The 23,523-nt window shown below is 68.2% G+C and carries 24 protein-coding genes and 1 tRNA gene; 12 read left to right on the top strand and 13 right to left on the bottom strand.

Going from position 1 to position 23,523, the window contains the following annotated elements:
- The first annotated feature begins 34 nt into the window (after positions 1-34).
- Positions 35-511, top strand: a complete 477-nt coding sequence (locus I6I07_RS09565) for an Lrp/AsnC family transcriptional regulator (protein ID WP_198486453.1) — start codon at positions 35-37, stop codon at positions 509-511.
- Between the two features lie 78 nt (positions 512-589).
- Positions 590-1,198, top strand: a complete 609-nt coding sequence (locus I6I07_RS09570) for a LysE family translocator (RefSeq protein WP_198486454.1) — start codon at positions 590-592, stop codon at positions 1,196-1,198.
- Between the two features lie 113 nt (positions 1,199-1,311).
- On the opposite strand, the gene I6I07_RS09575 is transcribed toward I6I07_RS09570, so the two are convergent.
- Positions 1,312-1,387, bottom strand: a tRNA-Phe gene (locus I6I07_RS09575).
- A gap of 306 nt (positions 1,388-1,693) precedes the next feature.
- On the opposite strand from I6I07_RS09575, the gene hemA reads away from it, so the two are divergent.
- The 5 genes from hemA to I6I07_RS09600 all read left to right on the top strand — a co-directional run bounded on the left by hemA (position 1,694) and on the right by I6I07_RS09600 (position 6,008).
- Entirely contained in the window at positions 1,694-2,968 is a 1,275-nt protein-coding gene (gene hemA, locus I6I07_RS09580) for a glutamyl-tRNA reductase (RefSeq protein ID WP_006391699.1), read from the top strand.
- Between the two features lie 82 nt (positions 2,969-3,050).
- Positions 3,051-4,133 carry a peptide chain release factor 1 gene (gene prfA, locus I6I07_RS09585; RefSeq protein WP_198486455.1) on the top strand — a complete coding sequence of 361 codons (1,083 nt, stop codon included), beginning with the start codon at positions 3,051-3,053 and terminating at the stop codon, positions 4,131-4,133.
- A gap of 13 nt (positions 4,134-4,146) precedes the next feature.
- A complete protein-coding gene (gene prmC / locus I6I07_RS09590) occupies positions 4,147-4,974 on the top strand; it encodes a peptide chain release factor N(5)-glutamine methyltransferase (protein ID WP_198486456.1) in 828 nt (275 codons plus the stop codon).
- Positions 4,975-5,113: 139 nt separating this feature from the next.
- Positions 5,114-5,440: a Grx4 family monothiol glutaredoxin gene (gene grxD / locus I6I07_RS09595; protein ID WP_006391696.1), complete on the top strand. Its 327-nt coding sequence runs from the start codon at positions 5,114-5,116 to the stop codon at positions 5,438-5,440.
- 4 nt (positions 5,441-5,444) lie between these two features.
- On the top strand, positions 5,445-6,008 hold the full coding sequence (locus I6I07_RS09600; protein ID WP_061073099.1) for a UbiX family flavin prenyltransferase: 564 nt from the start codon (positions 5,445-5,447) through the stop codon (positions 6,006-6,008).
- A 104-nt stretch (positions 6,009-6,112) separates the two neighbouring features.
- Here I6I07_RS09600 and I6I07_RS09605 read toward each other — a convergent pair whose 3' ends face one another.
- Complete coding sequence (locus I6I07_RS09605; RefSeq protein WP_054429372.1) at positions 6,113-7,186, bottom strand: DUF6817 domain-containing protein; 1,074 nt, start codon at positions 7,184-7,186, stop codon at positions 6,113-6,115.
- Between the two features lie 181 nt (positions 7,187-7,367).
- Here I6I07_RS09605 and I6I07_RS09610 point away from each other — a divergent pair, with 181 nt between their 5' ends.
- Both I6I07_RS09610 and I6I07_RS09615 read left to right on the top strand, forming a co-directional pair.
- Positions 7,368-8,165 (top strand): MetQ/NlpA family ABC transporter substrate-binding protein, encoded by a 798-nt coding sequence (locus tag I6I07_RS09610; RefSeq protein ID WP_198486457.1) that lies wholly within the window; start codon positions 7,368-7,370, stop codon positions 8,163-8,165.
- Positions 8,166-8,168: 3 nt separating this feature from the next.
- The gene (locus I6I07_RS09615; RefSeq protein WP_198486458.1) at positions 8,169-8,708 is read left to right on the top strand and encodes a 1,2-dihydroxy-3-keto-5-methylthiopentene dioxygenase; all 540 of its coding nucleotides are present in this window, start codon (positions 8,169-8,171) and stop codon (positions 8,706-8,708) included.
- Positions 8,709-8,817: 109 nt separating this feature from the next.
- On the opposite strand, the gene I6I07_RS09620 is transcribed toward I6I07_RS09615, so the two are convergent.
- Genes I6I07_RS09620 through I6I07_RS09635 form a run of 4 tightly spaced genes read right to left on the bottom strand, consistent with a single transcriptional unit; the run spans position 8,818 to position 12,921 of the window.
- Positions 8,818-9,633, bottom strand: coding sequence for an SDR family NAD(P)-dependent oxidoreductase (locus I6I07_RS09620; RefSeq protein WP_061073102.1), 816 nt, complete (start codon positions 9,631-9,633; stop codon positions 8,818-8,820).
- Positions 9,630-10,418 (bottom strand): citryl-CoA lyase, encoded by a 789-nt coding sequence (locus I6I07_RS09625; protein WP_061073103.1) that lies wholly within the window; start codon positions 10,416-10,418, stop codon positions 9,630-9,632. The genes I6I07_RS09620 and I6I07_RS09625 overlap by 4 nt, the downstream gene beginning before the upstream one ends.
- Positions 10,415-11,920, bottom strand: coding sequence for a class I adenylate-forming enzyme family protein (locus I6I07_RS09630; RefSeq protein ID WP_198486459.1), 1,506 nt, complete (start codon positions 11,918-11,920; stop codon positions 10,415-10,417). The genes I6I07_RS09625 and I6I07_RS09630 overlap by 4 nt, the downstream gene beginning before the upstream one ends.
- An 11-nt stretch (positions 11,921-11,931) precedes the next feature.
- The gene (locus I6I07_RS09635; RefSeq protein ID WP_198486460.1) at positions 11,932-12,921 is read right to left on the bottom strand and encodes a Bug family tripartite tricarboxylate transporter substrate binding protein; all 990 of its coding nucleotides are present in this window, start codon (positions 12,919-12,921) and stop codon (positions 11,932-11,934) included.
- 102 nt (positions 12,922-13,023) lie between these two features.
- Here I6I07_RS09635 and I6I07_RS09640 point away from each other — a divergent pair, with 102 nt between their 5' ends.
- Positions 13,024-13,800 carry an IclR family transcriptional regulator gene (locus I6I07_RS09640; RefSeq protein ID WP_198486461.1) on the top strand — a complete coding sequence of 259 codons (777 nt, stop codon included), beginning with the start codon at positions 13,024-13,026 and terminating at the stop codon, positions 13,798-13,800.
- Here I6I07_RS09640 and I6I07_RS09645 read toward each other — a convergent pair.
- The 3 genes from I6I07_RS09645 to I6I07_RS09655 form a co-directional block, all read right to left on the bottom strand.
- Positions 13,770-14,315, bottom strand: a complete 546-nt coding sequence (locus I6I07_RS09645; RefSeq protein WP_198486462.1) for a DUF934 domain-containing protein — start codon at positions 14,313-14,315, stop codon at positions 13,770-13,772. The two genes, I6I07_RS09640 and I6I07_RS09645, sit on opposite strands and share 31 nt — an antisense overlap.
- Complete coding sequence (locus tag I6I07_RS09650) at positions 14,308-16,047, bottom strand: nitrite/sulfite reductase (RefSeq protein WP_198486463.1); 1,740 nt, start codon at positions 16,045-16,047, stop codon at positions 14,308-14,310. The genes I6I07_RS09645 and I6I07_RS09650 overlap by 8 nt, the downstream gene beginning before the upstream one ends.
- Positions 16,048-16,207: 160 nt before the next feature.
- Positions 16,208-17,734 carry an MFS transporter gene (locus I6I07_RS09655; protein WP_198486464.1) on the bottom strand — a complete coding sequence of 509 codons (1,527 nt, stop codon included), beginning with the start codon at positions 17,732-17,734 and terminating at the stop codon, positions 16,208-16,210.
- A 181-nt stretch (positions 17,735-17,915) separates the two neighbouring features.
- Between I6I07_RS09655 and I6I07_RS09660 the strand changes: the two genes are divergently transcribed.
- The gene (locus I6I07_RS09660) at positions 17,916-18,779 is read left to right on the top strand and encodes a LysR substrate-binding domain-containing protein (protein ID WP_198486465.1); all 864 of its coding nucleotides are present in this window, start codon (positions 17,916-17,918) and stop codon (positions 18,777-18,779) included.
- Between the two features lie 75 nt (positions 18,780-18,854).
- Here the strand turns inward: I6I07_RS09660 and I6I07_RS09665 are convergent, their stop codons facing one another.
- Together I6I07_RS09665 and I6I07_RS09670 are read right to left on the bottom strand one after the other, a co-directional pair.
- Entirely contained in the window at positions 18,855-19,046 is a 192-nt protein-coding gene (locus tag I6I07_RS09665; protein ID WP_006390012.1) for a DUF2970 domain-containing protein, read from the bottom strand.
- A gap of 86 nt (positions 19,047-19,132) precedes the next feature.
- Positions 19,133-20,053 (bottom strand): LysR family transcriptional regulator, encoded by a 921-nt coding sequence (locus I6I07_RS09670; RefSeq protein WP_198486466.1) that lies wholly within the window; start codon positions 20,051-20,053, stop codon positions 19,133-19,135.
- Between the two features lie 296 nt (positions 20,054-20,349).
- Between I6I07_RS09670 and I6I07_RS09675 the strand changes: the two genes are divergently transcribed.
- A complete protein-coding gene (locus I6I07_RS09675) occupies positions 20,350-21,684 on the top strand; it encodes a DUF3100 domain-containing protein (RefSeq protein WP_198486467.1) in 1,335 nt (444 codons plus the stop codon).
- A gap of 152 nt (positions 21,685-21,836) precedes the next feature.
- On the opposite strand, the gene I6I07_RS09680 is transcribed toward I6I07_RS09675, so the two are convergent.
- Together I6I07_RS09680 and I6I07_RS09685 are read right to left on the bottom strand one after the other, a co-directional pair.
- Positions 21,837-22,418, bottom strand: a complete 582-nt coding sequence (locus I6I07_RS09680; protein ID WP_198486468.1) for a hypothetical protein — start codon at positions 22,416-22,418, stop codon at positions 21,837-21,839.
- 132 nt (positions 22,419-22,550) lie between these two features.
- Positions 22,551-23,372: a class I SAM-dependent methyltransferase gene (locus tag I6I07_RS09685; protein WP_198486469.1), complete on the bottom strand. Its 822-nt coding sequence runs from the start codon at positions 23,370-23,372 to the stop codon at positions 22,551-22,553.
- Positions 23,373-23,523 lie beyond the last annotated feature (151 nt).

Below are 23,523 nucleotides of genomic sequence, written 5' to 3' on the forward strand. Positions count from 1 at the left end.
CGCACGGCCTGGACCGCCGCGGCGCCGAGACCTCATGGAACTAGACGATTTCGACCTTCAGATCCTGCAAAGCCTGCAGGAAGACAACCAGCGCACCAGCCAGGAGGTGGCCGAGCGCGTGAACCTGTCGCCGGTATCGTGCCTGCGCCGCATGAAGCGGCTGCGCGAATCCGGGGTGGTGCTGGGGGATGTGTCGGTGGTGGAGCCGGCGGCGGTGGGGCGCGACATCATGATGGTGGTGCTGGTGTCGCTCGAAAGCGAACGCGCCGACAAGCTCGACACCTTCAAGCGCGCGATGCGCGGCGCGCCGGAAATCATGCAGTGCCTGGCGGTGACGGGCGAAGTGGATTTCGTCGTCACCATGACCGTGCGCGACATGGCCGAGTACGACGACTTCGCGCAGCGCCATTTCTGGGGCGATCCCAACGTCAAGCGCTTTTCGACGCTGGTGGTGATGAACCGCGTCAAATACGGACTGGCGGTGCCGACGACGCAGCCCGGCGAGGCGTAGCGGGCTCGCCGCCGATTGCGTGCGCCGAGCCGGCGGCGCTAGACTGGTCGCCTCCTCCTCTTTCCGTGTCGCATCGCCATGGCATTGCATAGCTGGCTCATCTACCTGGTTGCCGTGATCGGCCTGTCGATCACGCCCGGCCCCAACACCTTGCTGGCGCTGACCCATGGCGCGCTGCATGGGCATCGCAAGGCGCTGTGCACCATCGCTGGCGGCGCGGTCGGCTTCGTCGCCCTGATCGCGCTGTCGATGCTGGGCATCAGCGCGCTGCTCAAGGCCTGGGGGCCGGCACTGACGGTGCTGAAGTGGGCCGGCGGCGCCTACCTGATCTGGCTCGGCATCCAGCTGTGGCGCTCGCCCGGCGTGCAGCTGCGCCCGGCGCCCGACATGCCGCGCCTGCGCGGCACCCGCATGTTCAGCCAGGGTTTCCTGTCGGCGATCGCCAATCCCAAGGCGCTGCTGTTCTACGGCGCCTTCCTGCCGCAGTTCATCGATCCGGCCCGCAGCCTGTTCATGCAATTCCTCATCATGGCCGGGACCTTCGTCGCCATCGAGTTCGTGGTGGAGTACGTGCTGGCGCGCCTGGCGCACCGCGTGCGGCCGTGGCTCGAGCGTGCGGGCCGGCGCTTCAACAAGGTGTGCGGGGGATTGTTCGCGGCGATGGGGGTGGCGCTGCCGGGGTCGTGACGCCGTGGCGTCGATTCCGGCGCCGTGACATGCTGGCGCCACAGATCGTGGCGCCAGAAATTCCAGCGCCACAATGCAAAAGCCCGACTCCAAGGAGCCGGGCTTTTTAATTCTGGTGGCCTGGGGCGGAATCGAACCACCGACACAAGGATTTTCAATCCTCTGCTCTACCGACTGAGCTACCAGGCCAACGAAGTCCGCAACTATACACAATTTTTTGGACTTGTGCCAGCCGGGGCGAAAAAACTTCAAAGAATTTTCAGACCGGGACGAGACCGGCACCAGCCCGGGATGAAAGCGAGGCGGGCTTCAGCGTCTGCCCGCGATGGCCCCGCGTCGTTGCCGGGGTGCGACGCAGGGTCGCGCCCAGGGCGCCAAATGGCATGGGGATAACCCGCGGGAGTATAATCATGGCCGGTCCGCTGTTACATGCACGCTGCACCGCATGGGCTTTGCGGGGACCACAGCTCTAATACTCACGGCCTTGTCCTTTACATGTCGGTAGCTGTCCTAGCCTTCGGTCTGAATCACACGTCCGCGCCGGTGTCGGTTCGCGAACGCGTGTCCATGCCCGTCGATCTGGTCAAGCCGGCGCTGGAAGGCCTGCGTTCCGCGTTCGGCGGGTCGGTGCGCGAAGCCGCCATCCTGTCGACCTGCAACCGCACCGAAATCTATTGCGCCGCCGACGGCCACGTGGCCGACCAGCTGCCCGCGTGGCTGGCCGAGCACAACCGCCTGGACGCCGGCACGCTGCGCCCGCATCTGTACCGCCACCAGCAGGACGACGCCGTGCGCCACGCCTTCCGCGTGGCCAGCGGACTCGATTCCATGGTGCTGGGCGAAACCCAGATCGTCGGCCAGATGAAGGACGCGGTGCGCGCCGCCGGCGAGGCCGGGTCGCTCGGCACCTTGCTGCATCAGATGTTCCAGCGCACCTTCTCGGTCGCCAAGGAAGTCCGCTCGCAGACCGCCATCGGCGCGCAGTCGGTGTCCATGGCCGCCGCTGCGGTGCGCCTGGCCGAACGCGTGTTCGGCAACCTGGACCAGGCCCGCACGCTGTTCATCGGCGCGGGCGAAATGATCGAGCTGTGCGCCACCCACTTCGCCGCGCAGCGTCCGCGCAGCATGGTGGTGGCCAATCGCACGGCCGAACGCGCCGAGCTGCTGGCCAACCGCTTCTCGGCCAGCACCATGAAGCTGTCGGACCTGACCGACCGCTTGTCCGAATTCGACGTGGTCGTTTCCTGTACGGCCAGCTCCCTGCCCATCCTCGGGCTGGGGATGGTGGAACGGGCCACGCGCCTGCGCCGCCACCGCCCCATGGTCATGATCGACCTGGCCGTGCCGCGCGACATCGAACCCGAGGTCGGCCGCCTGGACGACGTCTACCTGTATTCCGTCGATGACCTGGGCCGCCTGGTCCAGACCGGCACCGACGCGCGCCGCGCCGCCGTGGTGCAGGCCGAGGCCATCATCGAAACCCGCGTCCAGGGCTTCATGCACTGGATGCAATCGCGCGAAGTGGTGCCGGTCATCCGCGACCTGCACCAGGCCGCCGAAGACGTCAGCGCCGCCGAACTCGAACGCGCCCGCCGCCTGCTGGCGCGCGGCGAATCGCCTGAGGCCGTGCTCGAGCAGCTGGCCCACGGCCTGACCCAGAAATACCTGCATGGCCCGCTGGCGGCGCTGAACCGCAGCGAGGGCGAGGACCGCAAGCAGCTGCTTGCCTGGATGCCGCGCCTGTTCCCCGGCCGCGACTCGCGCCGTTAGCGGCGCTGCCTCTGCCCCGCCTTGCGGCGGGCGCTCGTCACGGGCGCCCGCCATTCCTGTTTTCCTTTGCTGAATCCCCATCATGAAATCTTCCATGCGCAGCCGGCTGGAGCATCTGTGTCACCGCCTGATCGAGGTGGACGCGCTGCTCGCCGAACCGGAAACCGCGTCCGACATGGACCGCTTTCGCAAGCTGTCGCGCGAGCGTTCCGAGCTGGAGCCGGTGGTCGAGGCGTTCACCGCCTTCGTGCGCGGCGAGGAAGACCTGGCGACCGCGCAGGAAATGCTGTCCGATCCCGAACTGAAGGCGATGGCCGAGGACGAGATCAAGAGCGGCCGCGTCAAGCTGGAATCGCTGGAGGCGGCGCTGCAATTGCTGCTGCTGCCGCGCGACCCCAATGACGGCCGCAGCGTGTTCCTGGAAATCCGCGCCGGCACCGGCGGCGACGAAAGCGCGCTGTTCTCGGGCGACCTGCTGCGCATGTACACGCGCTACGCCGAACAGCGCGGCTGGCGCGTCGAGCTGATGTCGGAAAGCGCGTCGGAACTGGGCGGCTACAAGGAAGTGATCGCGCGCATCGAGGGCGACGGCGCCTATGGCCGCCTGAAGTTCGAATCCGGCGCGCACCGCGTGCAGCGCGTGCCCGCCACCGAGGCGCAGGGCCGTATCCATACCTCGGCCTGCACGGTGGCCATCATGGCCGAAGCCGACGCCATGTCGGAGATCGTCATCAACCCGAGCGACCTGCGCATCGACACGTTCCGCGCCAGCGGCGCCGGCGGCCAGCACATCAACAAGACCGACTCGGCCGTGCGCATCACGCACTTGCCGACCGGGCTGGTGGTGGAATGCCAGGACGACCGCTCGCAGCACCGCAACAAGGACAAGGCCATGCAGGTGCTGGCCGCGCGCCTGAAGGACAAGGAAGTGCGCGAGCGCCAAAGCAAGGAAGCGGCCGAGCGCAAGAGCCTGATCGGCTCCGGCGACCGTTCCGAGCGCATCCGCACCTACAACTTCCCGCAGGGCCGTGTCACCGACCATCGCATCAACCTGACGCTGTACAAGCTGCAGCAGATCATGGAAGGCGACCTGGAAGAACTGACCGGCGCCCTGATCGCCGAGCACCAGGCCGAGCAGCTGGCGGCGCTGGGCGACGATATCTGATCCGCGCCCGCCGATGACCGCCCAGATCAAGAGCCTGCTGCTGGACGCGCGCCTGCCGCGGCTCGAGGTGCGCATGCTGCTCGAGCACGTGCTGGCCAAGCCGCGCGCCTGGCTGCTGGCGCACGACACCGATCCGCTGGCGCCGGAAGTGGCCGCGGCCTACGAGGCCCTGGCGCAGCGCCGCCTGGCCGGCGAGCCGATGGCCTATTTGCTGGGGCAGCGCGAGTTCATGGGCCACGCCTTCCGCGTGACGCCCGACGTGCTGATCCCGCGTCCGGACACCGAGGTGCTGGTGGAAACGGCGCTGGAATGCGTGGCGGCCATGCCGGCGCCGGCGGTGCTGGACCTGGGCACCGGCAGCGGCGCCATCGCCATCTCTATCGCGCTGGCGCGCCGCGATGCGCGGGTGATGGCCAGCGACGTGAGCGCCGCGGCGCTGGCGGTGGCTGCGGGCAATGCCTGGGAGCTGACCGCTTCGGTGCGCTTCGTCGAGGGCAGCTGGTACGGCGCGGTGCCGGCCGGCGAGGGCTTCGACCTGATCGTGTCCAACCCGCCGTACGTCGCCAGCGACGACCCGCACCTGGGGCAGGGCGACGTGCGCTTCGAGCCGCGCGGCGCGCTGACCGATGGCGCCGACGGCCTGGAAGACCTGCGCCGCATCGTGGCCGGCGCCCATCGCCACCTGAAGCCGGGCGCGGCATTGTGGATGGAGCACGGCTGGGACCAGGCCGAGGCGGTGCGTGGCCTGCTGGCCGCGGCGGGCTTCGCCGACGTCCACAGCCGGCGCGACCTGGCCGGCATCGAACGCATTTCCGGCGGACGCTGGCCGGGGCGCGGCTGACGCCGGGCCGGCGATTTGTAACCGGCCGCGCCGCCGCGACCGGCAGATTCCCCGGGGCGGCCCCGGGGAATCCGGGACGAAATCCCGCCTGTACCTATAATTGGCGTATTCCGTTATGCCTCCTGTCCAAGAGACCACCATGAGCGACGTTCAAGAATTCATCCGCGAAACCGTGACCCAGCACCCCGTCGTGCTGTTCATGAAGGGCACCGCCCAATTCCCGCAGTGCGGCTTTTCCGGCAAGGCCATCCAGATCCTCAAGGGCTGTGGCGTCAAGAAGCTGGTCACCGTGAATGTGCTGGAGGACGACGAAGTCCGCCAGGGCATCAAGGAATTCTCGAACTGGCCGACGATTCCGCAGCTGTACGTGGCCGGCGAGTTCATCGGCGGTTCGGACATCATGAACGAGATGAACGAGTCGGGCGAACTGAAGACCCTGCTGGAGCAATCCGGCGCCACGGCCTGATCCCGTGCGGCGACTGGTCATCGGCATCACGGGCGCCACCGGCGCCCTCTACGCGGTGCGCATGCTGCAGGCGCTGCGCGGCGTGGACGATGTCGAGACGCACCTGGTGGTGTCGGCCTCGGGCGTGCTGAACATCAAGCACGAACTCGATGTCGGCCGCCATGATGTCTACGCGCTGGCCGACCACGTGCACAGCGTGCGCGATGTTGGCGCCACGCTGGCCAGCGGCGCGTTCCAGACGGCCGGCATGGTCATCGTGCCGTGCTCGATGCGCACGCTGGCGGCGGTGGCCCATGGCCTGTCCGACAACCTCATCACGCGCGCGGCCGACGTCACGCTCAAGGAGCGTCGCCGACTGGTGATGATGGTGCGCGAAACGCCCTTCAACCTGGCGCACCTGCGCAACATGACCGCCGTCACCGAGATGGGCGGCATCGTGTTCCCGCCGTTGCCGGCGTTCTATCACCGGCCGGCCAGCATCGAGGAAATGGTGGATCACACCGTGGCCCGCGTGCTGGAGCTGTTCGACATCCATGTGCCCGGTCCGCACTGGGAAGGCATGAAATAAGCGCCGTCGCGGCCCACGGGCCGTGAAGGTCAAACGCCCCGGGGATTCCTCGGGGCGTTTTCGTTTTGTCTTGCGCGTGGTTGCCGTGGTTCAGCGCGCCGCGATCACTCCACCAGCCCCAGGCCGTTCAGGGCCGCCAGGTTTTCCGGCCAGCGGCGCGCGCGGGCGTTCTGCAGTTCGATGCGGGCCCAGGCCATCCAGCCGGCCCATTCGATGCGCTTGTCCCAGGCGGTGCCCCAGGCCTGCAGTGCGGCCAGGCCGGCGGCGGCGTGGCCTTCGGCGGCCTCGAAGTCGCCCGCCGTCAGCGCCAGTTGCGCCAGCAGCAGGCGCGGCTCGGCGACCCACGGGTTGTGCGCCACCGCGGCTTCCAGCATGTGGCGCGCCGTGTCCATTTCGGTCTGCGGATGCATGCGGGTGACGACCTGCCAGTACAGCGCGCTGGCGGCGGCCTCGTCGCGCGGGCTGAGCGTGGCGCGGCAATGGTCGAAGGCGGGCGGCAGCGGGATGCCGGTATCGGCCGGCAGCGCCGACAGCGGCGCCAGCAGGTGCGACAGCATCGACAGGATGTTCGACGGCGGCTTCAGCGGGCCGGGCCACAGCGAGGCGGCCCAGTGCGATTTGAGGTCGCGGCGCTGCTGCTGCGGATAGCCGGCGAAGATCTCGTCCTGCCAGCTGTGCCATTGTTCGCCGATGTCGGCGGCCGATACCACGATGAAGGCGGCGACCTGGCGCGGCGTGAAGGTGAAGACCTGGCCGTCGGCGCCTTCCAGCGTCAGGCCCTCGGGGCCCTGGCCCTGGCCTTGCAGGATGGCCTGCACGAAGCGGGTGCGCGGCATGGCGCAGAACAGACTGACCCATTCCTCGGCCTCGGCGCCCAGCACCTCGCGCAGCGTGTTGCGTTCGCGCTCGCGGTCGAACAGCGTCAGGTCGACGTACTCATTGCCATACACGCTGTGGAACAGGCCGAGCAGCCGCACCTCGCGCGGCTGGTTCCACAGCGTCAGAGTGCGGTAGACGCCCAGCAGGTGATGCTTGAAGGTGCCGGCCTTGTGCCAGTCTTCGCCGGCGCTGCGGGCAAACAGCAGGTCGAGCAGGACGGGCAGGTCGGCATCGACGGCGGCATAGTGGTCGGCCAGCAGGGCGCGCGCGTGCGGATGCAGTTCGTTGGGGGTGGACATGGCAATGACGGCAAGGGGTTGGGAATCCAGCCGCTATTGTGTCGCGCGCGGCCGCGCTTGTCATGGCGGCGGGCCTTATACGGAAATGCGCATATCAATATGAAAATTCATCGCTTCCGGTTTTGAAGGGCGCTCACTAGAATCCGGGGCTTCCCTTCCCTGTTCGATTGCCGAGATTCCCATGCGTCTACGCCACACCCTGGCCGCCGTTGCCACCCTCATCGGATTTGCCGCCGCCGCGCCGGCGATGGCGCAGGACGCCGAACTGAAAGTCGGCGTGACCGTCGGCCCGCACGCCCAGATCGGCGAAGTGGTGCAGCAGGTCGCGGCCAGGCAGGGCCTGAAGGTCAAGCTGGTCGAGTTCAGCGATTTCATCCAGCCCAACGCCGCGCTCGATGCCAAGGAACTGGACCTGAACATCTACCAGCACAAGCCCTTCCTGGAATCGCAGAACAAGGCGCGCGGCTACAAGCTGGTGCCGGTGGCCACGGCCGTGGTGCAGCAGATGGGCATCTATTCCAAGCGCGTGAAGTCGCTGGACGACCTGCAGCCGGGCGCCAAGGTGGCGATTCCCAACGACCCGACCAATGGCGCCCGCGCGCTGCTGGTGCTGCAGGCCGCCAAGCTCATCAAGCTCAAGGACGGCGTGACCGTGACGGCCTCGCTGTTCGACGTGGTCGACAACCCGAAGAAGCTCAAGTTCGTCGAGATCGAGGCCGCGCAGCTGCCGCACTCGCTGGCCGACGTCGATGCCGCCGCCGTGAATTCGGCCTACGCCATCCCGGCCGGCCTGTCGCCCGCCAAGGACGCGCTGGCGCTGGAAAGCAAGGATGCCCCGTTCGCCGCCGTAGTCATCGCCGCGCGCGAGGACAACAAGAACGATCCGCGCATCGCGCGCTTCATCAAGGCCTACCAGTCCGATGAGGTGAAGGCCTTCGTGGCGCAGAAATTCCCCGGCGCGTACTCCACCTCCTGGTAAGCCATGTCGACGCTGACGATCTATCCGCAGGACGACCCGGCCGCCGGCCGGCGGCTGGATGACGCCGGCGAGATCCGGCGCGAGCTGGCCGCCATCGGCGTGACCTTCGAGCGCTGGCAGGCACGGGCGCCGGTGGCGCCCGGCGCGCCGCAGGACGAGGTGCTGGCGGCGTATCGTCCCGAGATCGATCGGCTGGTGGCCGAGCGCGGCTATCGCAGCGTCGACGTGGTCAGCCTGGATCCGGCGCATCCGGACCGCGAGGCCTTGCGCCGCAAGTTCCTGGCCGAGCACACGCATGCCGATGACGAGGTGCGCTTCTTCGTCGCCGGCAGCGGCTTGTTCACGCTGCATGCCGCCGGCCGCGTCTACGCGGTGCTGTGCGAGCAGGACGACCTGATTTCGGTGCCGGCCGGCGTGCCGCACTGGTTCGACATGGGCTCGGCGCCCGCGTTCACCTGTATCCGGCTGTTCAATGATCCGGCCGGCTGGGTGGCGCAGTTCACGGGCGATGACATCGCCGCGCGCTTTCCGGTATTGCCCTGAAGGCGAGGGTGGAGCGCGGCATGAGGACGCGGCCTGATCGCGGCCGCCGCGTCACGCGATCCGGACACGCTGCTGGACCGCGCCGCCGCTTTCTTCCCCGCGTTTCGCCTCACGCGTATTTGCCCGTCAGGCCCCCGTCCACCAGCAATTCCGTGCCGGTGATGTACGACGCTTCATCCGACGCCAGGAACGCCACCGCGTTCGCCACTTCCCACGGCGTGCCCATGCGGCCCATCGGCACCTGCCGGTCGCGCGCCGCGCGCGCCGCCTCCAGGTCGTCCTTGGCGAACATGCCCGCCACGTTCTTCGCGACGCGCGGCGTATCGATCAGGCCCGGAATCACCGTATTGACGCGGATGCCGTCGGCCGCGTACTGCTGCGCCGCCATGCGCGCGAAATGGATCACCGCGGCCTTGCTGACGCTGTACGCCAGGTGGGGATAACCGGTGTAGCGGATGCCGGCGATCGACGACACGGTGACGATGGCGCCGCCGCCCTGCGCGCGCATCACGGGGGCCAGCAGGCGCGTGGCGATCAGCAGGCTGGTGACGTTGACGCGCTGGATGCGGTCCCAGTCGGCCAGGTCGATGTCTTCCGGGCCGCCGACCTTGCCGATGCCGGCGTTGGCCTGCAGCACGTCGATGCGGCCGTAGTGGCCGAGCGCCGCGTCCAGCGCGGCCCGCATGGCGTCCTCGTCGGCCACGTCGGCCTGCACGGCCAGCGCCCGGCCGCCGGCCCGTTCGACTTCATGCGCCGCGTCCTCGGCCGCCGCCCGATCGGCGTCGAGCGCGACGATGGCCGCGCCCTGGCGCGCCAGCGTCACGCAACTGGCCTTGCCGATGCTCCAGCCGGCGGCCGACGAACCGGCGCCGGCCACCAGCGCGATCTTGCCCGCCAGCCGTGCGCCGGGCGCCGCCGGGATCACGACGATTCTCCGCCGCGCTGGTGCGACTTGCCCTTGCCGACGTAGGGAATGGCGTGGTCGATGGTTTCCCAGATGTAGCGGCCGGACGGACTCTGCTGTTCTTCGGCCACGTGCGACACCAGGCCCGCGGCGCGCGAGATGACCGCAAAGCCGCGCATCAGCGCGGTGGGTACGCCGATCTCGCTGAGCAGCGCGGCGACCGCGCCGGTGGCGTTGATGGTGATGTGCTTGCCGTAGGTCTCGTCGATCGCCGCCGCCAGCAGCCGCAGCGCCTTGAGCGAATCGCCGGGCAGGTCCGGCTCGGCCTCGGCCAGCGCCAGCAGCTTGATCGAACGCGGGTCGTCGGGCTTGTGCAGATGGTGGCCGAAGCCCGGCAGCGGCTGGCGGCTGGCGCGGAACTCGCGCGCGATCGCCAGCGCCTCGGCGCGGCCGTCGGCGGCCTGGCGGATGCGGTCCAGCAGGCGCGAGCAGTTTTCCATGGTGCCGACGAACTGGCTGCCGACCGCCATCAGGCCGGATGCCACCGCGCCCTGCAGGTTCTCGGGCGCGCTCATGTAGATCAGGCGGGTGGCGATGGCGCTGGGCGTGAGGCCGTGCTCCATCAGGGTCACCAGCACCGCGTCGACGATGCGCATGTCCACCGGACGCGCCTCGCGGCCCAGGATCTGCATGATCATGACTTCGGTGAAGGTCTTCTTGCCGATCAGGTCTTCCACCAGGTCGACGTCGCGGTACGACATGCCGGTGAGGTGATGGGCGCAGAGGCGGGTTTCGGGCGTGTTCATGGGGACTCCTTCAGGGCCGCGTCGCGCACGGCGTTCTTGAGCACCTTGCCGACGGGCGAGCGCGGCAGGCTGTCATGGATGTGGATCTGCTTGGGCGTGGCGACCGGGCCGAGCAGGCCGCGCACGTGCGCCTTGAGCGCATCGGCATCGGCGGGCGCGCCGGGATGCAGCTGCACCGCGGCGTGGACGGCTTCGCCCCACTTGTCGTCGGGCAGGCCGAACACCGAGCATTCGTAGACGGCGGGGTGGGCCGACAGCGCGTTCTCGACGTCGACGGGATAGATGTTGAAGCCGCCGGTGATGATGACGTCGCGCAGCCGGTCCTTCAGGAACAGGTAACCGCGCGCGTCGATCAGGCCGGTGTCGCCGGTGTGCAGCCAGCCATCGACGAGGGTCTCGGCGGTCTTCTCGGGCAGGCGCCAATAGCCCGACATCACCAGGTCGCCGCGCACCACCACTTCGCCGATCTTGCCGCGCGGCAGCAGCGCGCCGGCCGGGTCCATGATGGCGACGTCCGACAGCCAGGTGACGCGGCCTACCGAGGCGCGGTTGTCGGGCGATTCGAGGTCGACGGGGCGCAGCACCGTGACGATCTGCGGCGCCTCGGTCTGGCCGTAGGTGGTGCCGAGCACCGGGCCGAAGAAGTCGCGGGCGCGCTCGATCTTCTCGGGCGGCATCGGCGCGCCGCCGTAGATCAGGTTGCGCAGTGCCGGGAAGTCGGCGCGCGACACGCCCGGCTGCGCCATGATCATGTAGATCAGCGTCGGCGGCATGAAGCTCAGCGTGCCGCCACGTTCGCGGAAGGCGGCGGTGATAGAGGCCGGGGTGGCGCTGTCGAGCAGCACGTGGGCGCCGCCGCGCGCCAGCACCGGCAGGAGATAGGTGCCGGTGCCGTGCGTGACCGGGGCGGCGACCACGTAGCGGTCCTCGTGCGTCAGGCCCCAGCTGTGGATCTGGTTGATGATGGCGGCGTTCCAGGCGTGGTACGGCTGCATCACGCCCTTGGGCAGGCCGGTGGTGCCGCCGGTGAATTTGATCGCCTGGGTGGCGTCGCGCGGCAGCGCGTGGCGCAGCGGTTCGCGCCCGGCGCCGCGTTGCAGCAGGGTGTCGAAATCCAGGCCGGCGGCGTCCGCCGACAGGCTCACGCGGTGCGGCGCGCCCGCCGCCACCAGCGCATCGCCGGCGCCGTCGACCATGACGATGGACGGTTCGGTGGCATCCAGGATGCGCCCGATCTCGCGCGCCGTGCTGCGGGTGTTGAGCGGCACCCAGACCTTGCCGCTGGCCAGCACCGCCAGCAGCGCCAGGATGTGGCGGCCGGTGTTGCCGGCGCAGAGCGCGACGCGGGTCTGCGGCGCCGGGTCCAGGTCCTGCAAGGCGGCCGCCAGCGCGCGCACGTCCGCGGCCAGCCGCGCGTACGTCACCTGGCCCTCGGGCGCGTCCAGCGCCACGCGGTCCGGGTATTGCTCGGCGGCGCGGAAAAAGAAATCTATCGGGTACACCCTGGTGCTCCTCAGTTGGCCTTGATGTCGGCGCGCTTGACCACGGCGCTCCATTTGTCGATTTCGCTGGCAATCTTCTTGCCGAAGGTCTCGGGCGTGTTGGGCTGCTGCGGCGCGTAGAAGCCCGATTGCTGGAACGAGGCCAGCAGCGCGGGGTTGGCCAGCGCCTTGTTCATGGCCTGGTTCAGGCGGTCGATGACCGGTTGCGGCGTGCCGGCGGGCGCCATCAGGCCGAACCACGATTCGACGTCGAAGCCGGGCAGGCCGGACTCGGCCAGCGTCGGCACGTCAGGCACCGCCGGCAGGCGCTGCGGCGAGGTGACGCCGATGGCGCGCAGCTTGCCGGCCTGCACGTGCGGCAGCGACGAGGGAAGGTTGTCGAACATCGAATCGACCTGGCCGCCCAGCAGGTCGGCCACCGCCGGACCGCTGCCGCGATAGGGCACGTGCAGGATGTCGGTGCCGGTCTGCATCTTGAACAGTTCGCACGACAGGTGGATCGACGAGCCGCTGCCCGACGAGGCGCAGGTCAGCTTGCCTGGGTGGGCCTTGGCGTAGGCCAGGTACTCGGGCACGGTCTTGACCGGCAGCTTGGGGTTGACCACCAGGATGTTGGGGATGGTCGCCAGCAGGCCGATCGGCTTGAAGTCCTTGATGAAGTCGTAGTTGAGCTTGCTGTAGAGCGTGCGGTTGATGGTGTTGGCGATCGAGCCGACATACAGCGTGTAGCCGTCGGGCGCGGCGCGCGAGACGATTTCGGCGCCGATGTTGCTGTTGGCGCCGGTCTTGTTCTCCACCACGATGGTCTGGCCCAGTTCCTCGTTCAGGGCCTTGGCCACCAGGCGCGCGACGATGTCGGTGGCGCCGCCGGCGGCATAGCCGACCACCAGCGTCACCGGGCGTTCGGGATAGGGCTTGGCGGCCTGGCTGGCGGTCGCGAATGCCAGGACGCCCGCCAGGGCCGCGGCGCTGGCGGCCAGCCGCCTGCTGAATGTCTGCATGGTTGTCTCCGTCTCGTTTGTCTAATATCTGGACAGATCTTTGCCTGCCCGATTTCATATTGGGCTTTGATAAGCGCCTCAGCAACGCAAGGTGTCCAGAAAATGAACAAGACGGAAAGCGATGACGGCGGGCCGCGGGTGCTGCGGCGCGGGTTGCGGGTGCTGGGGGTGCTGCGGCAGGCGGGCGCGGCCGGCATGCACGTGACCGACATCGCGCGCGCCGCCGGCATGCAGCGCTCCACCGTGTACCGCTACCTGGACGTGCTGGCGCAGGAGGGCTACGCGCTGCGCGAGCCGGACGCGCCGCACTGGCGCATGGCGGAGCTGGGCGTGATGATGGCGGGCGATCCGCACGCCGACGCGGTGCGCGGCCTGCGGCCGGTGTTGCGGCAGATCAGCGATGTCAGCGGCGATTCGGCGTTCCTGATCTGCCGCGCCGGCGGCGATTCGCTATGCCTGCATCGCGAGGTGGGCAACTACCCGGTGCAGGTGCTGGCGGTGACGATCGGCCATCGCCAGCCGCTGGGCGTGGGCGCGGCCGGCCTGGCGCTGCTGGGCGCGCTGCCGCCGGCCGAGGCCGACGAGGTGATCGCGCAGAACGAACAGGCCCTGCGCGCCTATGGCGGCATGACGGTGGCGCAGATGCGGCGGCTGGCCGAGAACGCCCGCGACCGCGGTTGGGCGGTGGTGGGCAATGCCGCCGTGCCGGGCGTGTTGGGGGTAGGGGTGGCGCTGTGCGACGCGGGCGGCTATCCGCGGCTGGCGGTCAGCGTGTCGAGCCTGATCGACCGCATGCAGGCGCCGCGCCAGCGCGCCATTGCGGAATTGATCCGCGCCCAGCTGGGGCGTCAGGCCTGGGCCGGCGTGGGCGCGCGGTAGGTCTTCTGGTAGTGCACCGTGAAGGTCTTGAACGCGTCCAGCGCCTTGCGCGGGTCGTGCCCGGGCTTGACCAGGAAGCTGTCGAAGCCGACGCGCGCCTGGTAGTGGATGGTGTCGATCATCACGTCGCCGACGGCGCGCAGCTCGCCGGTCCACTGGTAGCGGGTGCGCAGCAGTTGCGCCAGCGAATAGCCGCGGCCATCGGTGTAGACCGGGAAGTCCACCGCGATGAAGGCGATGCCGGCGGGGTCGAGCGTGCCGTCGGCTTCCAGCAGGTCGCGCAGGTCGGCGTCGGGGTCCAGCCGCACCGCGACCGGATGGCGATGGCGGCGCAGCGTGGCGCGCGAGGCTTTCCAGGTCGATAGCGGCACGATCCAGCCGGGTTCGTCGCTGGGCACCTGGCCGTCGGCGGCCACTTCGGGTTCCGGCACGAACGGGCGGGCGCTGTCGGTCTCGAGCTGGCCGTTGCGGATCAAGTGCGGGCCGGGAGCGTCGTGGGCGTAGGGCTCAGACATGGGCGGCCTCCTGGGCTTGGGGTTTGGCGAAGGCCGGATCGGCGTACACGTCCTGCTTGAAGGGATCGATGCCGACGCGGTCCACCACGTCGATGAAGCGTTCCTCCTCGCTGTCGCGCAAGCCCAGGTAGGTGCGGATCAGGCGGTCGACCACGCCCGGCACCTGGTCGCGCGCGAACGAGGGGCCGATGATGCGGCCGATGGCGGCGCCGCCGCCCTTTGTGGATTCGATGTCGGGGAGGGGCTTGGCGGCGCCGTTCTGGCGGCCGCCGATGGTGACCTGGTACCACTCTTCGCCGGCCTTATCGACACCCAGGATGCCGATGTGGCCGACGTGGTGGTGGCCGCAGGAGTTGATGCAGCCGGAGATGTTCAGGTCCAGTTCGCCGATCTCGAACAGGTAGTCGAGGTTGTCGAACTGGCGCTGGATGGCCTCGGCCACGGGGATCGACACGGCATTGGCGAGCGCGCAGAAATCCCCGCCCGGACAGGCGATGATGTTGGTCAGCAGCCCGACGTTGGGCGTGGCCAGGTTCAGCGCTTCGAGCTTGCCCCACAGTTCGTGCAGGCGTGCGCGGCGCACGTCGGCCAGGATCAGGTTCTGCTCGTGCGACACGCGCAATTCGCCGAAGCCGTACTCGTCGGCCAGCGCGGCGACCGCGTCCATCTGGTCGGCGGTGATGTCGCCCGGCGGCACGCCGGTGGCCTTGAGCGAGACGGTCACGGCGGCGTAGCCCGGCGTCTTGTGCGCATGCACGTTGGTGCGGACCCAGCGCGCGAAGCGCGGATCGGCCGCGGCCAGCGCCGCGGTGTTGTCGGTGTCGTCGGCCGCGGCGGCATCGTATCGCGGCCAGATGAAGCGCGCGGCGATGGTGTCGACGAATTCCTGCGTGATGGTGTCCGGGCCGCCCTTGATCAGCTGCCACTGTTCATCGACCTGCTGCGCGTAGACTTCCGGCGTCAGGTCCTTCACCAGGATCTTGATGCGCGCCTTGTACTTGTTGTCGCGGCGGCCATGCAGGTTGTAGACGCGCAGCGCGGCCTGCATGTAGGTCAGCAGGTCCTGCCATTCGACGAACGGGTTGATCAGCTTGCCGACGATCGGCGTGCGGCCCATGCCGCCGCCGATCCAGACGCGAAAGCCCAGCTTGCCGTCGCGCTCGACCGCCTGCAGGCCGATGTCGTGCACGCCGACCGCGGCGCGGTCCTGCACGGCGCCGCTGACGGCGATCTTGAACTTGCGCGGCAGGAACGCGAATTCGGGATGCAGCGTCGACCACTGGCGGATGATCTCGCACCACACCAGCGGGTCGATCAGCTCGTCGGGCGCGACGCCGGCGAAGTGGTCGGTGGTGGTGTTGCGGATACAGTTGCCGCTGGTCTGGATGGCGTGCATCTGCACCGTGGCCAGTTCGGCCAGGATGTCCGGCACGTCTTCCAGCTTGGGCCAGTTGAACTGGATGTTCTGGCGCGTGCTGAAGTGGCCGTAGCCGCGGTCCCACTTGCGCGCGATGTGCGCCAGGGTGCGCAGTTGGCGCGAGGCCAGGATGCCATAGGGGATGGCTACCCGCAGCATCGGCGCGTGGCGCTGGATGTAGAGGCCGTTCTGCAGGCGCAGGACGCGGAATTCATCTTCGGTGAGCTGGCCGTCGAGGAAGCGGCGCGTCTGGTCGGCGAACTGCGCCACACGCTGCTCGACGAGCTGCTGGTCGACGGGGTCATACACGTACATGTCTACTGCCCTTGAGGTCTTCTCGGTCTGGTCCCAGGAAGCGTGGCCCGCCGTGGGCGGGGACTGGGGGATTCATAACCGTAACAGGCAGCCGCTTCGAGCGTCTAAGTCATTCTGGTAATAAGCGTATGCCCTGGGGCGAGCGCCCGTGCCGCGCGTGTCAGTCGCCGGATCCGGGGGCGATCCGGTGACGCGGATGGGCGCCGCGAAAAGCCGCCAGGCTGGCCAGCGCCAGCAGGCCGACGGCCGCCGCGCCGTACAGCATCACATCGCCGAAGCCCTGCGCCAGCGCGAGCCGGGCCACGTCCGGCGGCAGCGTGGCGGCGCCATCGCCGAGGTTGCCCGCCGACAGCGCTTCGGCCAATGGGCGCAACGCGGCATCGGCGGGCGCGTCGGTCCAATGGCGGCGCAATGACGCCAGGACGCTTTCGACCAGCAGGAATCCCATCAGCGCGATATTGATGGACAGGCTGATCATGCGCACGCTGATGTCGATGCCCGAGGCCATGCCGGCGCGGTCGGCGGGCACCGCGCCCGTGGTGGTGTTGGTCACGGGCGTATTGATCAGGCCCAGGCCGGTGCCGGCCAGCAGGCAGCCGGGCAGCATCGTCAGCCAGCTGGCCTGCGCGACGCCGCTGCCCCATTTCATCAGCGCGAAGCCCAGGCAGATGGCGAACAGGCCGGCGGGGATCACCGTGTCGGGGCGGTAGCGCAGCGCCAGCCTTTCGCCCAGCGGCGGCGCCACCAGGGTCGGCAGGGTGTAGGCCAGCAGCGACAGGCCGGTGCCCAGGCCGCCATAGCCCAGGCCGTTCTGGAAATACAGCGGCAGGTAGATCATGAAAGGCCAGAAGCTGAAGTTCATGGCGGCCGACGCCAGCAGCGCGCCCGAGAAGCGGCGGATGCGAAAGACCGCGAAGTCGAACATCGGGTCGGCGCAGCGGCGTTCGGCGATCACGAAGACGATCAGCGCCACGACGGCCGCGCTCAGGCTGGCGAGCGCCGCCGGGCTGGCAAAGCCCGCCGCCGGACCCTGGGTGATGAACCAGGCCAGGCCGAACACCGCCAGCGACAGCGAGACGATGCCGGCCAGGTCCAGCTTGCGCTGGCGCGGATCGCGCGATTCGTCCACGCCCTTCCAGGTCAGCCCCAGCGCCACCAGCGCCAGCGGGCCATGCGCCAGGAACACCCATTGCCAGCTCGATACCGCGACGATGGCCGAGCCGATGACCGGGCCGAATCCCAGGCCGACGCCAAAGGCGATGCCCCACGCGCCGAAGGCCCGGCCGCGCGCGGCGCCGTCCTGGAAGCGGTGCGACAGCACCGCCACCTGGCAGATCAGCATGGCGCCGCCGGACAGGCCCTGCAGGGCGCGGCCCGCGATCAGCACGCCGGTGTCCTGCGCCCAGCCGCACACCAGCGAGGTCAGGCCGAACACCGCCAGGCTGGCCAGCAGCAGGCGCTTGCGGCCGTAGCGGTCGGCCAGCGTGCCCGCGGCCATCAGCACCGTGGTGCAGGCGATGGTGTAGGCGTTCATGATCCATTGCAGTTCCTGGAAGCCGCTGCGCAGCGCCTGTTCCAGCGTGGGCAGGATCACCGGCACGCTGGAAATCTCCAGGCCGAACATCAGGGCGGCCAGGCAGACAGCGGCCAGCGTGAAAGTGTTTTTTTGCGCTATCGAAAGCGACATCGGGATTCTCGCGAGGGATCGGGGTGATGAGAGGCCGTCCGTGGCCAAGGCGCTTGGGGCGATATGGGCGGCATGCCGGCGGATGGCGTCCACCGCTGATCGCCATTCTGGGAGTCTGTTAAAAATGATGGAAATGATTTAATTTCGCTGAATTCATTAATTTTCATCATGAGTTGACGCCATGGACTTCGATACCGCCTTGTTGCGCACTTACGTCGCGGTCAAGGAGGCCGGCGGCTTCACCCGCGCCGCCGAACGGCTGCACCTGAGCCAGTCGGCCGTCAGCCACCAGATCCGGCGCCTGGAAGCGCAGGCCGGCACCGCGCTGCTGGCGCGCACCACCCGCAGCCTGGCGCTGACCGAGGACGGCGAGGACTTCCTGCGCTACGCCGAGCAGGTGCTGCGGGCGCAGGACGCGCTGGCGCGGCGTTTCCAGCGGTCAGCGGTGGCGGGGGCGGTGCGCCTGGGCGTGCCCGAGAATTTCATGGGCGAACGCCTGCCGCTGCTGCTGGCGCGGTTCGCGCGCGCGTTTCCGGCCGTGCGCCTGGATGTGGTGGTCGGCAGCTACCTGGACCTGCGCACCCAGGTCGAGGCGGATGCGCTGGACCTGGCGGTGGTGATGTCGCTGCCCAGCGAGCCCGAGCGCGGCGCGATGCTGCGGCGCACGCGCTTCGTGTGGGCGGCCGCGCATTCATTCGATTTTCCTGGTGACGAACCCATACCGCTGGCCTTCGCGCCGTCGCCTTGCGTGCATCGCCTGGTGGGCGTGGACGCGCTGCAGGCGGCCGGCCTGGAATGGCGCGTGGCATTCACCTCGCCCAGCCAGGAGGGCCTGCGTGCGGCGGTGCTGGCGGGGTTGGCGGTGACGGCGCTGCCGCAGGAAGACGTGCGGCCAGGCATGGATGTGATCGACGGCCGCTACGGCCTGCCGCCATTGACGCATGCCGACTTCAGGTTGATTTCCCGCCAGACGGAACAGCAGGCGCCGGCGGTGCGGGCGTTCGGGCAGCTGCTGACGGAAATGTCGGCGCTGGCGCTGCCCTAGCGTGCCGTCCCGCGGCGACGCCCGCATGCGATCCGCCCATTGACGCCATGGCGTCGCCGCGGATCGCGAGGCGGCCTACAGCGCGGCGTTGACCGCCCAGCGCGCCACCAGCACCAGGATCACGACCAGGCAGGCGGCCATCAACAGGCCGGTGAGGATCAGCGGGGCGGGTTTGTTGTGGGCGATGTCGGCGTCGTAGCCACGGCCGCGGCGCACGCCGAAAAAGCCCCACAGGACGGATTTGACCGTGCGCAGGAAGCTGAGCATCGGGAAGGTCTCCTGACAGGGGATGGGGCCACTGTAGCCGCCCCGGCGCGGGCGGGGCAGATGCAGATTCGCGCCAGGCGACCGTATCAGATGGCATCGGCGGGCGTGCCGATGCCGCGCACGATGTGGTCCAGCAGTTCGCGCGCGGCCGGCGAGATGTGGCGGCCGGCGCGGCTGAGCACGTGCAGGCTGCCCTGGTTGAGGATCGGGTTGGCCAGCGGCAGGCTGGCCAGGCGCATCGCGGCCATGTCGGCGGTGACGGCGATGGGCGGCGTCAGGGCGTAGCCGATGCCGGTGGCGGCGAACTGCCACAGCGCCTTGAACGACGAGGTGGTCAGCACGTTGCGCAGCCGCACCTGTTCGCTGATCTCGGCGGCCTGGATGTGCTGGCGCACGCCGAAGCCTTCCTGCATCGAGGCGCCGGGATACTCGACCAGGTCGGTCAGCAGCAGCGGGCGTTGCAGGCGCGTCAGTGGATGTTCCTGGCGCACGATGGCGCGGATCGGCTCGGGCCGCGAGTAGTGCGTGCGCAGCCGGGCGTCGTTGGGCGGCTGGAACACCAGCCCGATGTAGGCCAGGTCGTCGACGATGCGCTGCACGATCTCTGAGGTGCGGGCCACGTCGATGTCCAGCGTCACCTCGGGATGGTTGCGCCAGTAGCCGGGCAGCACCCGGTCGAACATCAGCTCGACGAAGCCTTCGCCCAGCACCAGGTCGATGTGGCCGCGCTCCGCCTTGCGCAGGCTGTCGATTTCCGAGAAGAAGCTCTCCTGGATGTTCTGCTGGCGCTTCACGTAGCGCGCCAGGATGTGGCCGGCGTCGGTCGGCACCACGCCGCGGCCGCGCCGCTCGAACAGGGCCATGCCGCAGTCGCGCTCCAGCGCCGCGATGGCGCGGCTGACGGCGGACGGGTCCATGTTCAGCACTTCGGCGGCGCCGCGCACCGAGCCCCGGCTCATGACCTGCATGAAGTAATGGGTGCGGCGGGCGTCGAGTTTTTCGTCCATGGGGGTCACTCCGTGGCGCAAAGGCGTCGGTTTGGTCTGCAACAAATAAAGGGTTTACCCTGATATATTGCTGGTTCTTGCAAAAAATTCCCTGTCTAGGGGCATCCGTTGCATTTTACGCAACACAATAGCCCCGGCGGTGTCATGGTTGGCGCGCCGGCCCCCGGGCGAAAATCGCCGCTGCCGCCCGCTCGCGCCGCGAGCCGCCCCGTACTGGTCCTCCAGCCGGGGGCGACCGCCGTGGATGTGCCGATCGGGCCGCTCCAATACCTATTCACGTAAATCAGGGGAATCCGATGTCTCATGCCGGCGCCAGCCTGGCCATGCCCGCCATGCCGCTATCGAGCCGCATCCGCATGCTTGTCGCCATCTTGCTGGTGGTGCTCGTGTCCGAAGCGATCGGCAGCGCCACCTTCGCGGTGGGTCCGGGCAAGATCGTTCTGCAGCCCATGCTCTGGGCCATCTTCATCGGCGCGGTCGTGGCCGCCGTCGGCCAGCGCATGCCGGCCGGCGCCGGCATCGACACCGCCATGCAGACCCGCATCAGCGGCTATCTGCAATACGCGCTGCTGCCGTTCCTGGCCAAGCTGGGCCTGATGGTCGGCGGTTCGCTGCCGCAGGTGCGCGAGGCCGGCTGGGCCCTGGTGTTCCAGGAGTTCGGCCACTTCTTCGGCACCATGGCCATCGGCCTGCCGCTGGCGCTGCTGCTGGGCATCAAGCGCGAAGCCATCGGCGCGACGTTCTCGGTGGGCCGCGAGCCCAGCCTGGCGATCATCGGCGAGCGCTACGGCATGAATTCGCCCGAAGGCCGCGGCGTGATGGCCGAGTACATTACCGGCACCGTGATCGGCGCGCTGTTCGTGGCGCTGATGGCCGGCTTCATCACCAGCCTGAACATCTTCGATCCGCGTTCGCTCGCCATGGGCGCCGGCGTGGGCTCGGGCAGCATGATGGCCGCGGGCGTGGGCGCCATCGCCTCGCAGCAGACGCCGGAAGTGGCGCACCAGGTGGCCGCGCTGGCCGCCGCCGCCAACCTGCTGACCACGGTGGTGGGCGTGTACTTCACGCTGTTCATCTCGCTGCCGACGACCATCTTCCTGTACGGCAAGCTGGAACCGGTGCTGGGCCGCTTCTCGCGCGCCAAGGCCGAAACCGCCGCCGACACTACGGCCGCCGCCGAGGCGCCGTCGCATGCCGTGAAGATGGGCTTCGGCGATCGCCTGACGGCCTATGCCGTGTGCGGCCTGTTCGCGCTGGTCGGCAACCAGTTCGGCTACAAGGTGCCGATCCTGGACGCGCTGCCCGGCATGCTCATCATCATCCTGCTGGTCGTGATCGCCGACCTGCTGCTGCGCGTGGTGCCCAAGCTGCCCGCCGTGGCGGTGCTGTCGCTGATCGCCATGACCGTGGGCTGCCCCGGCGTGGTGCCGTATTCGGACCAGATCATCGCCGCGGTCAACAAGGTCAACTTCCTGCCGTTCACCACGGTGATCCTGGCGATGGCCGGCCTGTCGATCCTGAAGGACCTGCCGGCCTTCCGCAAGTTGGGCTGGAAGATCGTGGTGGTGTCGCTGGCGGCTAACGCCGGCACCTTCCTGGGCGCGACGATGATCGCCGAGTTCTTCCACTGATCGGATGTCGGTGTCCGGCAAGTGCTAAGCCGCCCGTGTGGGCGGCTTTTTTTTGCCTGGATCGGCGCAGCGGCGCACGTGAGGCGTTTCTACACGAGCCCTTCGTGTCGCGCGCGGGGGGGCCTAGCGCGGGTTGCGCCTGCGCGGTTCAATCAAGTGCGCGCATTGGGCCGGTAGCGGGCTTGGTCGGTCAGGTTCTCGGTGGCGCCGATGTTCTCCACCTTGGGGATCCCAAGGCCGGCAGCCTTCGTGGCCACGGCGGTCTGCAATTCCTGCACTTGCGGATTGCCCATGGCCACGCGGTAGGGTTGCAGCGGCGTCAGACCCTCGATGGTGCCGAGGTCGTTGGCGCTGTCGGCGCGCAGCGCCACCCGATCCGGACGCGCCGAGAATTCGTCGATGGCGCGGCGCAGGCGTGCGTCGGCGTACAGGTCGCGCAACTGGTCGACATTGATGGCGGCGGGCGCGGCGGCCGCGAGGGCAACCGCTTGGGATGGCGTGTTGGTGACGACGCGGCTGGTAGCCGCGTCGTCGGCCTGCGCCGGGGCAATGCGGGCGATGCGCTGGGCCTGCCAGACGGTCTGTGCCTGCGCGCTGCGTTGCGCCTGGCGCGTGGCGGCGTTGCGGGCGGCCCATTCGGTTTCCCAGGCGGGGCGGGTATCGTCCAGCAGCGGAATCCGCGCGGCATACGGCGCGGCGACGCGGGCGATGGGGGAGACGGCGGTCACGTTCATGCGTGGGCTCCCGGTGCAATGAGGTTACAGGTTGGTCCGGCCAGTATCTCGAAAGTTCAATATAGACGGTGCCACCGCCGCCGGCATTTCAATCTGTAAGGAAAGGCACGTGATTCGAATCCGCCTGTGCAGTCAAGCTGACTCAACGCATACCGAAGGACTTTTCTGGCTCACCAAAAAGAGATTTCGGTTGAATAATGTCGGACGTGAAAGGTTGGTTCGGAACTGCGCTTTTTTTTCCGCCCAGAGGATGGGGTTATTTCGCAACCTTCCTCGTGCTCTCCACATGGATTTGAGATTGAGCACAACAATGATGGGAAGCAAAAATGGAATCAGCAGCAGGGAAGAGGTGCTCTTGTGTGTCGGCAGTTCGCGAATGTCAGTGAAGCCGGCCAAGCGATGTAGCGTGCGCAGGCGTTGGACGCCTGCCAGGAATATGTGGCCGTAGTATGTCCGCGCTTGGGAGGCCCCGCCGGGCCCGGTATGTTCCATGCGCCAGGCGGATTCTTCGGCGGCATACGGTGTATCACGCAGCAGTTGGGACTCAAACACCAAGTTGGCCAATCTGCCGACCAAATTGGAAATATTGGGCGTCGTGATTACCAGCGTGCCGCCGGGCTTCAGCACACGGTGGAATTCCTGCAAGGCAAGCAATTGATTCGGCAGATGCTCGATGCCTTCCTGGCATACAACGATATCGATCGAGTCGTCAGGAAGAGGCAGGCGTTCGGCCAAATCCGCGAATTGGGCTTGGCCATCCAGTAGAAAACTCTCTGGAAATAGATCGTAGGCAAGTACGTCGGCCCCGGACTCGCGCAAAACGGCGGTTGCACGACCATCGCCGCACGGGATATCAAGAGCAACTTTGCCATGCAGTGTCGGCAGTGATTGGATGTATTGCTTGACCCAGGGATAGATGCCGCTGGTGGGAAATTTTGGAACAGGCTTGCTCATGAATCGACGGTGCAACGCTTACAGCAAAACGATTGATCTGATCCAGCGGCAATGAGCGCATTGGTCCGCCGCTGCTTGATCAACATGGTTACCGATCGGGCATCGTGAAATCAATATGTATGACAGTGGTGAGTGCCATATTCGCCCTTCA

Source organism: Achromobacter deleyi (genome assembly GCF_016127315.1).
Taxonomy (GTDB): Bacteria; Pseudomonadota; Gammaproteobacteria; order Burkholderiales; family Burkholderiaceae_B; genus Achromobacter; species Achromobacter insuavis_A.